Below are 13919 nucleotides of genomic sequence, written 5' to 3'. Positions count from 1 at the left end.
AATCCAAACTGGTATTAGGTGTTCTACTAAGATATTCTCTAATTAGCTCTTTTCGTGCTAATTCATCAGGGGATAAATCTTTTCTTCTTTTTCTCATAAAAAAACCTCCAAATTAATGTGATTGTAGTTTACACTAATTTGAAGGTTTACACAAAATATGAGACAAACCTATTCAACACTTTATTCAACATCGTAGATACCCTCTATGCTAGTTATATAGGATCTAATGCAGTTTCAGGGCTGACCCTTTCATTCCCCATTTTTTTTATCCTAGTATCTATTGGATCTGGAATGGGAACCGATACCACTGCTCTTATTTCCAATCTTTTAGGGGAAAAAAATATAGGGAATGCTAGAGATATTTCCGAAGATTCTATAAGTCTTGGAATTACCTTGAGTTTTTTCTTTACCTTTTTAGGGATTTTTCTCACAGGTACTATCTTTAGATTTTTAAATGCTCCTACCGAAACCACAGTTTATGGAGTTCAATATATCCATATAATTATAGGAGGGAGTTTATTCTTTATCCTGAACAGTTCTTTCAATGCTATCCTTTCTGCTCAGGGAGATACCAAACCATACAGAAACTTTCTTATCCTTGGTTTTTTCTTGAATTTAATCTTGAATCCTCTATTTATATTAGTTTTTAATATGGGAATTGCCGATCTTGCTTTATCAACAGTTTTTATCCAAATAATAGGATCTTTTTATCTCCTGAAAAAAGTTATAAGATCTCCCTTATTTTCATAGATAAAACTACAACTAAAAAAACCTGATTTCCATCATTATTTAGAGATTTTAAAACAAGGATTCCCAGCTAGTCTGAATATGATGAGCATGGCTTTGGGAGTTTTTGTGATCAACTATTTTGTTTTAGATGTAGGTGGTAGTTCTGCCGTAGCAGGATATGGAATTTCTATGAGGATTGAACAGATAGCTCTTCTGCCAACCATTGGATTAAATATCGCTATTTTAAGTATCACAGGTCAAAATTTTGGTGCTAAAAATTTAGACAGGATTAAAAAAGTTTATAAATTAGGCCTTATCTACGGGCTTATCATAATGACTACTGCCATGTTTATTATCTTCCCCTTTTCTAAATATTTTTTAAGATTGTTTACAGATGATCTAGAAGTTATTAAATACGGTGTTCCCTATCTCAACATAGAAACCTTTGCATTTAACTTCTACGTTTTTCTAAATATCTCTGTGGCTATCCTTCAAGGTCTTAAAAAACCAAATTTTGTTATCTTCATCGGTATTTATCGGCAATTTTTACTCCCACTTTTATTATTTCCTATCCTAGTAGGTCTTTTACCAAACCCAATATATGGTGTTTGGGTGGGAATCCTTATAGTAAATTGGAGTGCTGTAATCATCCTTGTTTTCTATACTAAATTTAAAAAACCTATGAAAGAGATACTCTTTAGTATCTTCTCCATAGGTTTTTTAAATTTAGTATTTATTTGTCATTATTTTCAAGATCGTTTGATCTGTTCCTTCCATTCCTATTTGAGAAAGTATCCCGATGTTTTTTATAGTCTTTTCTATATCTTCACCTATTATTCCCTCACCGCTAGACAATACTTTTTTTGCTTTTGAAAGATGTACCGAATCAAATGCTGCATATATTCCACTGGCTATCTTCATAGCACAAGATGCCTTGGCTCCATCACAAATCATTCCAGATACATTACCTAAAGTATTGGTTATTGAATCTGATACTACTTCTAATTTTTCCCCCATTATGAAAGCTAAACCACCGCTGACACCTGCTGATGCACATATAGCTCCACAATACGCTGATAATCTCCCTACGTTTGTTTTAATATGAATACAAGTTAAGTGAGAAAAAGCCAGCCCTCTGATAGTTTCCTCCTCACTGAAATTATTGTCATTACAATATTGAATTATTGGTAGTGAAGCTGTCATCCCCTGGTTCCCACTTCCACTGGTAGTCATTACCGGTAGTGGACATCCTGCCATCCTTGCATCTGACCCTGCGGCTGCAAAACTAGCACTTCTATTCTTTTGATCATTTCCGTATATTCCTTTTTCCATATTTTCACGGATCATCGATCCCATATTCACACCATATTTTTTAGTTAATCCCTCTTTGGCAATTGCAGAATTATAGTCTACTACCATCTTAAAAATATCTTCTATCTCAGATAAATCTACAGTTTTAGCAAAATTATAGATCCCTTCAATTGTAAGTATTTCTCTATCTTCCTCTGTAGAAGTGAAATTTGTATCGTTACAAGCTCTCTCTATCAAAATTTCTCCATTTTTTTCTATCTTCGTGATATTAGTATGTAAATGCTTTATCTCAACACTTGCAGATTCATCCCCATTATAGGCTACAATCCTTACGTATAGCTTTACATCTGTTTTTTCATGGATTACATTTATTTCTTTATTTTTAATAAATTCCTTTACTTCCTCTAATTGTGCAGGAGTAACATCACTGATAACCATTAATTCTTCATCAGCATTTCCAGCAACGGCTCCCATAACTGCAGAAACCTCTATTCCTACCATTCCTCCACTATTTGGAACATTTACACTTTTAACATTCTTTATTATATTTCCAGATACATATATATCTAATTTAGTTGGTTTCTTTCCTAAAATCTCTACAGCTTTTGCCCCTACATATGCTACGGCAATAGGTTCAGTACACCCTTCTGCTGGTACTATCTCTTCATTTAATATTTTTACAAATTTTTTAACGTTCATTACTCCCCCTATAATTTCTCGTGATAATATTTTATTATCCATTGTAGAAATTATACACCTAAATCCCCAAAAAATCAACATTTCATGTTCACTTTAATGATTTAAAATCAAATTCTAGCACATTTTAATTTTATACTCTCACAGGAGATAATAATTTTTTATCAAATAGTGATTTTTAAACCTCTGAATTCATCTTTTTTTATAACAATTGTGCATAAAAGCAAATAATAGAGTATAATTTTATAAACACTAGGAGGTTTAACATGAATTTAGATAAACTCACTAAGATTATAAAGGATGAAGAAATCGTTATCTTGTATATCAAAAGCAGGAGTTGTAGTGTCTGTACCGCGCTTTTACCCAAGGTAGGAGAAGCTGCAGCCTCAGAAAAAGTAAAGTTTATAGATATCTATATTGAGGAAAATCGAGAAGTTGGTACTAAATACAATGTATTTACCGCTCCTACTATCATTATGTTTGCTATGGGAAAGGAAGTTTACAGGGAAGGTCGGTTTTTGAGGGTCTCAAAATTAAAGGGTAAAATTTATAAATATAAAGAGTTATTACTTTAAAAAGAGGCTGGCATAAACCAACCTCTTTAACAAATTTAGATATATATCTTATAAAGTTTTTTTATGATACTCTTCCATTATTTCTACTGGTTGAAAATTACAGTATTTATAGTTGTGAGCTAACCTCGTCCCATCTTTTATTCTAATTACAGTAAAATAGGGATTTACCTCTTTTTCATGATCGATAAAATGGATTAAGTTATCGCTGTCTTTTTTTAGCAACACATAGTCATCCCCAATCTCAAGATTGTGCACACCAAAAATTAAAACATTATTTATTTTTACCGCATCTCCGTTAATTTCTACTTGCATTCTTTTCAAATTACTCCCCCTTTTTTTTCATCGATCAAATAAATTTAACTACACCTATTAACCTTTTATTCAAAATAACATTTTTTCCTTTTTTTTAAATAATTCTTATAAATATTTAGCTCTTATGACTATTAAATCTGGTTATCCTAAGTATCAAAAAAAATATCGATAGAGATTATTCTTAAAATTTATTTGTTAATTTAAAAAGAGAACCCCATTCAAACTGATGAAAAATCTATTCTATAAAAAGATTTGGATCTAAAGAATATACAAAAAAGATCCCCCTAGGGTTAAATCAAGGAGGGATCTTTATACTCATTATATCTACACAACAAGCATACTCATTAATATACTATTTCTCTATACATTAAAATCTATATTCTGTCATCATCGAAATCATATATGAATAATGAGAGAGTCCTGCATCATAGGTAATACCGTTTATTTTACCCTTACCTTTTGACCGTAAGTAATTTTGAAAGTCAAAAGCAAATCCTATTGAAATATCTTCTCTAAAAAAATAATTTAATTTTGATCCATAGGATAGATAATCTATGTTATTGATATTATCTTTAAACGTTCTTTCCTTTCCTGAAGGAAAAGAATCTCCCCCTAATGTATAAGAAGGAGAATGATGAACATCTTCAGCTTCTCCCCAAGCCCATAAACTTCCACGTAAATATAGATTTAAATTCCAACTGTTCTTTTGGTAGTTGAAGTCTAGACCTATGTAGGGAGCATAGAGTTTTTGATCATAAGTTATCCCCTTTCCATAAAAAATCACATCTGAATTTAAATAAGTTCCTTCTCCGTCATATGCCTCCCATTTAAATCTATCATGCCTAAAACCAAGAGATATTGAAAAATTATTATTTTCATTATGTATGAACTTGTATTCAATATTTAAATTAAGCATATATGCTTTATCTAAGTTAGTTTTATGATTTGAATAATGTGTCCAAGAATTTCCACTCCCTTTTAACCAGTCATAGTCATTCATTTCTCCAGATCCGTCAGTAAGTTTTGTTCAAGCAGAAGCATTAAAATAAATTTTACGTGTAAGTTTTGTTTTCATTTCTAACCCAATCATTGGGACATTTTCAAATTCCCAGGTTAATTCACTGAGTTTTTCTCCGTTTTTATAAACCAATTCCTCAGATTCACCATTTAACAAGGCTATCCCAAGATTTATAGAATTTCTATCTGCATCCTCATAAATAGTATAATTGGTTTTCTCGGTAAAAGCATAGGTTTCATTTAATAAAATTATATACAATATTGAAAAAATAAGTAACTTTAGACCTTTGTTTTCATTTACTTTCAAATCTAAAACCTCCTTTGACCTGTTCAAAATTTAAATTCATATTTTCAGATCAAAAGATATAAAATACATATTTAAATTGTTCTTGACTTTCAGATAAGGTGTAATTTTCAGTCAGATAAAAACTTAATCCATTTAAACTTTTTAACCCTTGTTTGAAAGAAAAATCAATATGATAAGCACTATTATCATATTTTTCTATGCTGTATTTTTTAGAACTAATTGTTTTTAATTTAGCATCTATACTTTTATAAGGATCTGCTACTTCTATATAACTCATAACTTCAGCCCCTATCTTTAATTGAGTAGCATAAGTTATATCAAAGATTTTTTCAATATCAAAACCAATTCCAGGTTCTATAGATAAAGTATTTATTTAATCTACTTCTAGACCATAATCTTCTCCTTCGTTTATCTCTCCCTTTTTTCATCGGTTAAATAAATTTAATTACACCTAATCACCTTTTATTCAAAATAATTTTTTTCCCTTTTTTTTATAATCCAAAAAACTCCTAAGTAAACATCAACTATAATAGTTTTTGTCCCCTTAGGAGTCTTTATATTATTTTTACTTCAAATTATCAGATACTAGCTCTCCACACTCTTTAATTCTTCCTTTCATTCCACAACCCGTACAGTTATCCCGACAATCTGGAGTAAGTGCCATCTCTTTAGCCTTGTTCAATTCGCTTATATAGAATTTATCCGATATGCCGATGTCCACCATATGCCATGGCAGTTCTACATCAGTTGATTTTTCTCCTAGATAATCTTTCTCATCTAAGTTCAATTCATCTATGGCTTCCTTCCACCTAGAAAATTGGAAATTTCTTCCATGATCTTCCAATTTGGCACCTTTTTTCCATACAATCTCCAATAGATCACTTATCTTTTCATCTCCACGAGATAAGAATCCCTCTAAATATGATTTTTCTCTGAAATGCATCTTTAGAGTCGTATGTTTTGCTCTATAAAAAACATCTCTTAGGAGCTGATGTTTTCTCTCCATCTCAGCTATGTTCATCTGTTCAGCCCATTGGAATGGAGTATGAGGTTTTGGCACAAAATTAGATATACTAACTGTTATATTTAATTTTTTTGTAAATGGTTTACATGCTCTGACAACCTTCATTACCAACTCATGTATACCTTTTAGATCTTCATCGGTTTCAAAAGGCAGTCCGATCATAAAGTAAAATTTCAGACTTGACCACCCGGCTTTCACCGCTCCAACTGCCGTCTCTAAAACATCTTCCTCTGTTACCCCCTTATTAATAATATCTCTCATTCTCTGCGTTCCTGCTTCCGGTGCAAAGGTAAATCCTGTTTTTTTACCACTCTGGATCTGCTCTGCTACTTCTACAGAAAACGGATTCATCCTTAGAGAGGGAAGCCCTATACTCAAATTACTCTCACCGTATTTTTTCTGTAAATTTGATAGTAAAGGATTTATCTTACTATAATCACTACTAGATAATGAAGATAACGAAACTTCATTGTATCCAGTAGATTTCAGTGTTTTTTCTATAAGAGCTAAATTTTTCTCTAAAGTTCTCTCTCTTACAGGCCTGTACGTATATCCAGCCTGACAGAACCTACATCCTCTAGTACATCCTCTTTGAATCTCTACAGATACCCTGTCGTGAACTATCTTCACAAAAGGCACTATTTGATCAGCATAAAATTCTGTATTATCTAGATTACGAACTATAGCTTTTTTAATTTTTTTATCTCTATGCAGTTTTGGAATATATACTCCATCTATATCTTTTATCAATTCTAATTTTTCTGCCTTAGTTTTATCCTTATTTGCCACAAATATTTTTGCTATTTCCGGCATTACATCTTCTCCATCACCAATTACAAAATAATCTACAATTTTACTCATAGGAGCTGGATTTACTGTACATGTTCCCCCTGCCATAATAAGGGGATCATTTTCTGTTCTATCCTCTGCTCTAAATGGTATCCCTGCTAAATCCAGTGCATTCAATACATTGGTATAACTCATCTCATATGAAAGAGAAAAACCTACTACATCAAATTCTTTCAGCGGGGTTCTACTTTCCAACGAAAACATCGATATACTATTTTCTCTCATAATAGCTTCCATATCTTCTTGGGGAGAAAATCCCCTTTCCAATGAAAATCCATCAACTTTATTTAATATATCATATAATATTCTTATCCCCAGGTTAGACATCCCTACTTCATAGATATCTGGAAAAAATAAACACATATTTACTTTATATTCACTCTTATGGACACTGTTTACCTCATTACCCATGTATTGTACCGGTTTTTCTACTGACAGTAGATATTTTTCTATATCAATCATAATGATTTCTCCTTTATTTCTTAATTACCCTCTCTCGGCTGTCGCCACTCTCTCCCTTGACATCGTAGAAAGGAAGAGCTAGCTCTCGTCATCTATCTCCTGAAACCTCTTTAATTTTTTGTCCCCATCTACTCTATGATGGCTTAAAATTAAATCAGCCAGTTTCAAATCTATCTCTTTTAATTTTCCATATCCCAGTTTAGGATGCCTGTCCAATATTTCATCTCCTACTAAGACTTTTTTTATCCTAGTCAGAAGATATATTTTTTCCTTCCCACAATCATGTAGAAGGGCTAATTTCAGGTATTTTTCATCACTGTTTAATATGTCATCGTTCTTTACCATTTGATAAACACCCATACTATGCACTTTATCATAGTTGTCCATATCTATAAAAATATTATATTCTTCCACCGTTAAGAGTAATTTGATTTTTTCTATCTCTTCTATTTTGGGTTTTGTAAACAAATAATTTAGCCCCTGTTTTATTCTGCCCATAACACCTCTCCCAAAGTTAGATTGTCTTTATTATTATCTGTCCATGTTTTTTTCTTAAACTTTTGATATTACCGGCATTCTTTCCGATAACTTCGCCTTTTTTACTCTTAGCTACATAAAAAATATAGATATCTTTTATTTTTTCTATCTTCAAGATGTTTTCTTCTGAAATATCAGTCACATCTTCTATTATTATCTCTTCTAATTCCTTGGATAAGATCATCTTTTCCAAAGTTAGATATTTCCCCGGTAGAATTTTTTTTCCCCCAGTTAATATGTAGCCTGACATGATCCTTACTTGCTTTGGCATAAATGAGTTTCCTGAAAAAACCAAGCTTCCATTGTCGTACGATATTTCTACTCTTCTTATTTTTTCCTTTAATTTCCGTCCCTTTCCATCGGTAAACTCGCTCACATCATAGGTTCCTGTGAGCTCATCACATCTTTTTAATATCTCCTCTTCAATAGAAATAATTTTATCCACTGGGTAGCTATATCTATAGACCCTCCCTTCCATCATCTCAGGAAGAGCTAAATTTGGCAGGGTTTTTTCTATCTTTACGATCTTCATCTCATCTATTTTTTTGTTGAATTTTTCCTTTAATAAAAATTTATCTATCTTATTATTTGAATTTATATAAAGTATATTTTCTTTTGCACTTACCTGACCATCGGTTCTTCCACCTTGTTGAACTCCCTTAGCCCAAGTAACTCCTAATTCTCCTAATATCTTTATAAATTCACCTTTTACAGTTTTTTTTGTAGTATTCTCATCTTTATTTTCATCAAAAGAATGAAATTTTGTACCCCTGTATGAGATATAAAATAAATATCCAAATTTTGTTGTTTTTTCTAAACTTCTAAAGTTCATCTGTACCTCCATCATACCCCATGTTTTTTAATACCTTCACACCGCTTAATTTTTCTATAGTTTCTATATTATCCTTCAATAAAATTTCATTGGTTTCGTTTCCTCTATTGTTGAAGATAATACCCTTTATCATGATGTCGTTTCTTTTCAATGTTTCTATTGTTAATAAGGTATGGTTGATTGTCCCCAGAGAGTTATTGGCCACTACTATAACCTCTGATTTTTTCCTGTAATCTACCAAAAGATCCAAATATGTATACCTATTATTATATGGAACTAATAAACCTCCTGCACCTTCAACATACAAAATTTCACTAGTTTTATTCTCTTTATCTATCCTATTTTTTATCTCATTGATAAATATTTGTTTCCCATCTAACTCTGCTGCAATATGAGGAGACATCGGCTTTTTAAAGAAATATGTATTTATTTCTTCCGTCCCCTTTCCTAAAAGATCCGCATATTTTTTGGTATCTGATCCCTCTAAGTTTTTGCCAAAAATTTCTGATCCTGTTTCTATGGGCTTCAATGCCATAATATTTTTTTTATTTTTAAGATCTTCCTCTATTAATTTTAGAGTAACATAAGTTTTCCCAACCTCAGTACCAGTTCCTACTATAAAATAGATGTTTCCCGTACTTTCATCTCTATATCTTATTCTATGGCACTTTCTGCACCTAGGCTCATATGATTCTGTAGCTCCTACCAATACAATAGGATCATCGTAGTATGCAGGTTCCCTATCTATCAACCTTTGGGATACTGTAGCAGGGTTTCCACACACAGCACAAATAGCCTGAAATTTGTCCACATATTCAGCTCTGGCCAAAAGTTCATCCATAGGTTTAAAAGGTTCACCCCTAAAATCCTTATCTAATCCCGCTACAATTACTCTCTTTCCCATGTCAGCCAAATCTTCACAAAATTTTACAACTTCAGCACCAAAAAATTGTACTTCATCTATCCCAATTACCTGTGCATCACTGTATTTTTCAAAGAATAATTTTTTCATCCCCTCTACACTAGCAACCGGTACACCCTCTATAAAAGATTGACTATGAGAAGCTAATTTTGTATCATCATACCTCACATCACTGGCATGTTTAAAAGCTACTACTTTTTGACGTGCATATTTGGATTTTCTCAATCTCTTTATAAGTTCCTCACTCTTTCCTGAAAACATACTTCCAGTTACAACTTCTAACCATCCCATTCCTTCCGTTACTATAAATTGCAAATCTCTCACCTCATCTATATAATTAGTAACTAGTAATTAATAATTACTAATTAGTCTTTTTTAAAAACTTTATTATCTATCTTTAAAATTAAATCTATCAACGGTTTTAATCTTTCTTTTGATCTATAGATCATATGGGCATTGAAATACCCCATAACCAGTGCTCCTAATATATCAAAAGGATAATGGACTCCCTCAAATACTCGGAAAAATCCCAATATAATTCCCAACATCAGCATATTTTTTCCGATTTTTTTTGTTCCTTTAAACATAGTTAAAGACCAAGACAGTGCCAGCATAAAGGTTGTGTGATCCGAAGGAAAAGAACTGTCTGCTGTATGTTCTTTTAATATTACCCCCAATCCGTCTACAAATGGTCTAGGGTGAAGATAAAATAATCCCACTAAATGATTGAGTAAAATAGCTGAAATCATAGTAATTGTAGCATAGATCGCTTCTTTTTTATTCTGCCTTTTAATATATATATAAACTATCAATCCAATAAAAAAATAGGGTCCTTGCTCTCCTAAAAACACTCCTATTCTGTCTAAGATATCATTTTTCCCTGCAAAATTATTGACAGATAAAAACAACCATCGATTTAAACTTTCCATTATTTTTTTACTCCCCTATATTTATTTTTCTACCTATATTTATTTAAATACAGACTAAATTGTAGCACATTTTCTACCTTATTTCAATTTAGCACTTCCCTCGACAGGGTGATTTTTTTTTTCTTACATTTTTTAAATTTTCCTTCACCTTAGTTTTAAATAAGGTTTATAATAGCAGTAAAACAACATAGATAAGGGAGTCAATTTATGAATTATACACCTGTGTGACACGTTTATAAGTGAAAAGCTTATACACATTTAAAGTCAAAAAGACTATAAATGGAGAACTATAAATTTGAAAAGAGGAATGATGGAGTAACGACCTAAAACTCTTTCCCTAATACTACGATATGCGTCTATATACTTTAATGTATAGGGGTATAAAGCTCGTTAAAGTCAGTTGAGAGGTAACCCTAACATTTATTATATTTAAATGAGGAAATGCGAACCAGAGGTGGTAGAGTTACTGATAGACTGGGGGTCTATAAAGTTAATATGATGAGAATGTGATAAAATCACTGACGAAATTGCGAATGTACGGACTTCTAAACAGAAGAGTATGTGAGGTTGTGAGTAAGAATCGGTGTTATGAAAGACCTTTTAATGTTACAGGCATTAATCAAGCATACAGGCTTATAGCAATCATCTAAGTTAATATGTAAAGATAAGATTTATGGAACGTGGGAAGTGAAGGACAGTTACTTAAACAGTTAAAGCTGGGCTGGTAGATATAAAATATGTGAATATGGAAATTCTCTTATCTACATGAAAGTAGGGACACAGTACCAATGAAACTATGATAATAAACAGTGGAGGGATAGTCCCAAGTCAAGAATTAAATTAAATTAATACAATTACAATTAAATTTTTGAATGGTGGTAAACCGAGACAATAATTTTGTTTGACCGAAATAAGTAGGTGAATAACAAATGAATAAGAAAAGTATCTTTTCAGAGATAATCAAAAAGGAAAATTTTGAAGTAGCAATAGATAGAATAATAAAAAACGGTAAAAAAGCTACGGGTGTAGATAATATCACAATAAGTGAATTTATTGAAAAAACCTTAAACCCTTACCAAATAATCCTAAATAGACTGAAAGATTTTAAACCAAATGGAATTAAAAGAGTTGATATACCAAAAGGGAATGGGAAAACAAGACCTCTAGGAATACCAACAATAGAAGATAAAATCATACAGATGATGTTCAAGAACATATTAGAACCAATATGCGAAAAGAAATTTCATAATAACTCATATGGTTTTAGACCGAATAGGAGAGAGAACACGCACTTGCATGGAATAACTCTTTAATAAATATAGTTAGGCTACATTTTTGTGTAGACATAGATATTAAAGGTTTCTTCGATAATATTAACCATACAAAGTTAATAAAACAATGTATGACCATTGGAATTAAAGATATGAAAGTGATAAGTATAATTAAAGCAATGTTAAAAGCTCCAATACATTATAAAGATGGAAGGGTAGAGATACCAGATAAAGGAACTCCACAAGGAGGAATCCTAAGTCCACTTCTATCAAACATATGCTTAAATGAATTAGATTGGTGGATAAGCAATCAATGGGCAACCTTTCAAACAAAAACAAAATATGTAGTGCGATTATCAAAGGTTTCAGTATTAAAGAAAAAGTCAAACCTAACAGAAGTATACCTAATAAGATATGCAGATGACTTCAAATTAATGTGTAGAAACAGAGAAAGTGCCGAAAGAATGTTTAAAATTACCAAACAATTCTTAAATAATAGATTAAAACTTGAAATATCTAAAAAGAAATCAAAAATTGTAAATCTAAGAAATGAAAAATCTGAATTTTTAGGATTTTCAATAAAGGCAGTAAAAAATGGTAAAAAAGTAGCACACACTTGGATAAGAGATAGTGCAATAAAAAAATGCACAGAAAACTTAAGGGGAACTATTAAAAAGATACAAAAAAATCCAACTATGGAAAATGTACTACTTTATAATAGTCAAGTTAGAGGAATCCAAAATTATTACCAAATTGTTACTCATATATCAAAAAGTCTAAGAAAAATAGGATATAAAACAGATAGAATAGCATACAACAGACTAAGATATATAGCTAAGATAAATCATAAGGATGAGCAATACAGAGAAAGGTTCAAGGGATTCAATTTTAAAACTTGGAGTGTAAATAACATAACTCTTTTTTCAATACAAGCAATGAAATGCAGAAATCCAATGTCATTTTCAAATAAAGCACCTAAGAAACTTATGATAAAACAAGATAAAAAGATTGAAGTTGAAAAACTTTATGAAAAAATATCAAGTGAAAATAGTAAAGAATATAATAAGGATTGGAACGCAAAAAGAGCTGTATTATATCACCGAGAAAATTGTATCTGCTATGTAACAGGGGAATATGTGAAACATAATGAATTTGCAATACATCACATAATTCCGAGAGAATATGGAGGTAAAGATGATCTTGAGAACTTAATAATACTCAAGAAAGAAATCCATATTGAGCTATATAAAAAGAACCCTAGCTTTAGTAATCCTAAATTTGATGAACTTAGAAAAGAAATTCTAAATTGTAAAAATTAATAAACGTAATCTTGATGGAACGCCGTATGAGATGAAAGTCTCACGTACGGTGTGGAGCAGAGGAAAAGGTAGAGATAACTTCAAAGTCTTACCTATTGCTATATTTAAACAACTGGTTACCAGTGATGGAAGATCCTGCAAAATACTTCTCAACTCCACCAATAACACTTATCTGGAGATTACAAGAAGTAATTGCTCTAATGAAGAAGGAGGGAATAGAGGCTAGATATGACAGACACATAAGAAACGCCAAAGCCTTTTCTGAAGGTGTGGTTGCAATGGGATACTCTATGTTCGTTGAAAAAGAAGAAGAGAGAACTTGCTCATTGGCTAATATCAAGTACCCTGAAGGAGTGGAGATCGATGACGCCTTATTCAGAGAGACCCTCTATAAGAATGGTGTAGATATTGCCAGTGGATATGAATCACACCTGGGACAAATAATCAGAATATCTCACATGGGTAATGTTGATGCTAAGGTACTTGAGATTGTATTGGATAAATTAGAAGAAACTATGATTGAATTAAATATTCCAGTAGTAGCTGGAAGAGGGAAAGAGGCCTTTAAGAGAGTTCTCAATAATAAAATTTAAAGATTGATACTAAAATTAAAAGGAGGGGCTGTTGCAAGTTTTGTGTAAACTCTAAAAATTAATGTAAAACTTTTATAAAAAGAGGAGTAATAATTGGGGCTGTTGCAAGTTTTGTGTAAACTCTAAAAATTAATGTAAAACTTTTATAAAAAGAGGAGTAATAATTCTTTAATTATTGCTTCTCGTTTTTAATATATTAGAACTTTATTTTTTGTATGTCAATAGCAGAGCCTA

General features: G+C 31.5%; 13 protein-coding genes and 1 pseudogene. 5 read left to right on the top strand and 9 right to left on the bottom strand.

What is annotated here, in order from left to right:
- The first annotated feature begins 138 nt into the window (after nt 1-138).
- Nucleotides 139-750, top strand: a complete 612-nt coding sequence (locus V5784_RS08830) for an MATE family efflux transporter (RefSeq protein WP_336888663.1) — start codon at nt 139-141, stop codon at nt 748-750.
- Between the two features lie 705 nt (nt 751-1455).
- Here the strand turns inward: V5784_RS08830 and V5784_RS08825 are convergent.
- Nucleotides 1456-2739, bottom strand: coding sequence for an L-serine ammonia-lyase, iron-sulfur-dependent, subunit alpha (locus V5784_RS08825; protein WP_336888662.1), 1284 nt, complete (start codon nt 2737-2739; stop codon nt 1456-1458).
- 263 nt (nt 2740-3002) lie between these two features.
- On the opposite strand from V5784_RS08825, the gene V5784_RS08820 reads away from it, so the two are divergent.
- Complete coding sequence (locus V5784_RS08820; RefSeq protein WP_336888661.1) at nt 3003-3311, top strand: thioredoxin family protein; 309 nt, start codon at nt 3003-3005, stop codon at nt 3309-3311.
- 48 nt (nt 3312-3359) lie between these two features.
- Here V5784_RS08820 and V5784_RS08815 read toward each other — a convergent pair whose 3' ends face one another.
- From V5784_RS08815 to V5784_RS08780, 8 genes and pseudogenes are all read right to left on the bottom strand, one after another.
- Nucleotides 3360-3632, bottom strand: a complete 273-nt coding sequence (locus V5784_RS08815) for a hypothetical protein (RefSeq protein ID WP_336888660.1) — start codon at nt 3630-3632, stop codon at nt 3360-3362.
- 358 nt (nt 3633-3990) lie between these two features.
- A pseudogene (locus tag V5784_RS08810) lies at nt 3991-4899 on the bottom strand (omptin family outer membrane protease).
- A 97-nt stretch (nt 4900-4996) separates the two neighbouring features.
- Nucleotides 4997-5224 carry a hypothetical protein gene (locus tag V5784_RS08805; protein WP_336888659.1) on the bottom strand — a complete coding sequence of 76 codons (228 nt, stop codon included), beginning with the start codon at nt 5222-5224 and terminating at the stop codon, nt 4997-4999.
- Between the two features lie 288 nt (nt 5225-5512).
- Nucleotides 5513-7282: a TIGR03960 family B12-binding radical SAM protein gene (locus tag V5784_RS08800; RefSeq protein WP_336888658.1), complete on the bottom strand. Its 1770-nt coding sequence runs from the start codon at nt 7280-7282 to the stop codon at nt 5513-5515.
- Nucleotides 7283-7360: 78 nt separating this feature from the next.
- Nucleotides 7361-7780 (bottom strand): HD domain-containing protein, encoded by a 420-nt coding sequence (locus V5784_RS08795; RefSeq protein WP_336888657.1) that lies wholly within the window; start codon nt 7778-7780, stop codon nt 7361-7363.
- 16 nt (nt 7781-7796) lie between these two features.
- Entirely contained in the window at nt 7797-8651 is an 855-nt protein-coding gene (locus V5784_RS08790; protein ID WP_336888656.1) for a pseudouridylate synthase, read from the bottom strand.
- Nucleotides 8641-9888, bottom strand: coding sequence for a thymidine kinase (locus V5784_RS08785; protein ID WP_336888655.1), 1248 nt, complete (start codon nt 9886-9888; stop codon nt 8641-8643). Before V5784_RS08785 ends, V5784_RS08790 begins: the two co-directional genes overlap by 11 nt.
- A 50-nt stretch (nt 9889-9938) precedes the next feature.
- Complete coding sequence (locus tag V5784_RS08780) at nt 9939-10502, bottom strand: undecaprenyl-diphosphatase (protein ID WP_336888654.1); 564 nt, start codon at nt 10500-10502, stop codon at nt 9939-9941.
- Nucleotides 10503-11431: 929 nt separating this feature from the next.
- Here V5784_RS08780 and V5784_RS08775 point away from each other — a divergent pair.
- The 3 genes from V5784_RS08775 (at nt 11432) to V5784_RS08765 (ending at nt 13685) form a co-directional block, all read left to right on the top strand.
- Nucleotides 11432-11815, top strand: a complete 384-nt coding sequence (locus V5784_RS08775) for a reverse transcriptase domain-containing protein (RefSeq protein ID WP_336888653.1) — start codon at nt 11432-11434, stop codon at nt 11813-11815.
- Complete coding sequence (locus V5784_RS08770) at nt 11815-13092, top strand: reverse transcriptase domain-containing protein (RefSeq protein WP_336888664.1); 1278 nt, start codon at nt 11815-11817, stop codon at nt 13090-13092. Before V5784_RS08775 ends, V5784_RS08770 begins: the two co-directional genes overlap by 1 nt.
- A gap of 125 nt (nt 13093-13217) precedes the next feature.
- A complete protein-coding gene (locus V5784_RS08765) occupies nt 13218-13685 on the top strand; it encodes a hypothetical protein (protein WP_336888652.1) in 468 nt (155 codons plus the stop codon).
- The last annotated feature ends 234 nt before the right edge of the window (nt 13686-13919 follow it).

Source organism: Psychrilyobacter sp. (assembly GCF_037132775.1).
Lineage (GTDB): Bacteria > Fusobacteriota > Fusobacteriia > Fusobacteriales > Fusobacteriaceae > Psychrilyobacter.
Note: the sequence above shows the minus strand (reverse complement) of the source record. Positions and strands in the feature narration are given on the sequence as shown.

Excerpts from the sequence above, each read along its gene's own strand:
- V5784_RS08825 (WP_336888662.1), bottom strand. The coding sequence starts at position 2,739 with ATGAACGTTAAAAAATTTGTAAAAATATTAAATGAAGAGATAGTACCA.
- V5784_RS08820 (WP_336888661.1), top strand. The coding sequence starts at position 3,003 with ATGAATTTAGATAAACTCACTAAGATTATAAAGGATGAAGAAATCGTT.
- V5784_RS08805 (WP_336888659.1), bottom strand. The coding sequence starts at position 5,224 with ATGAGTTATATAGAAGTAGCAGATCCTTATAAAAGTATAGATGCTAAA.
- V5784_RS08800 (WP_336888658.1), bottom strand. The coding sequence starts at position 7,282 with ATGATTGATATAGAAAAATATCTACTGTCAGTAGAAAAACCGGTACAA.
- V5784_RS08795 (WP_336888657.1), bottom strand. The coding sequence starts at position 7,780 with ATGGGCAGAATAAAACAGGGGCTAAATTATTTGTTTACAAAACCCAAA.
- V5784_RS08790 (WP_336888656.1), bottom strand. The coding sequence starts at position 8,651 with ATGAACTTTAGAAGTTTAGAAAAAACAACAAAATTTGGATATTTATTT.
- V5784_RS08780 (WP_336888654.1), bottom strand. The coding sequence starts at position 10,502 with ATGGAAAGTTTAAATCGATGGTTGTTTTTATCTGTCAATAATTTTGCA.
- V5784_RS08775 (WP_336888653.1), top strand. The coding sequence starts at position 11,432 with ATGAATAAGAAAAGTATCTTTTCAGAGATAATCAAAAAGGAAAATTTT.
- V5784_RS08765 (WP_336888652.1), top strand. The coding sequence starts at position 13,218 with ATGGAAGATCCTGCAAAATACTTCTCAACTCCACCAATAACACTTATC.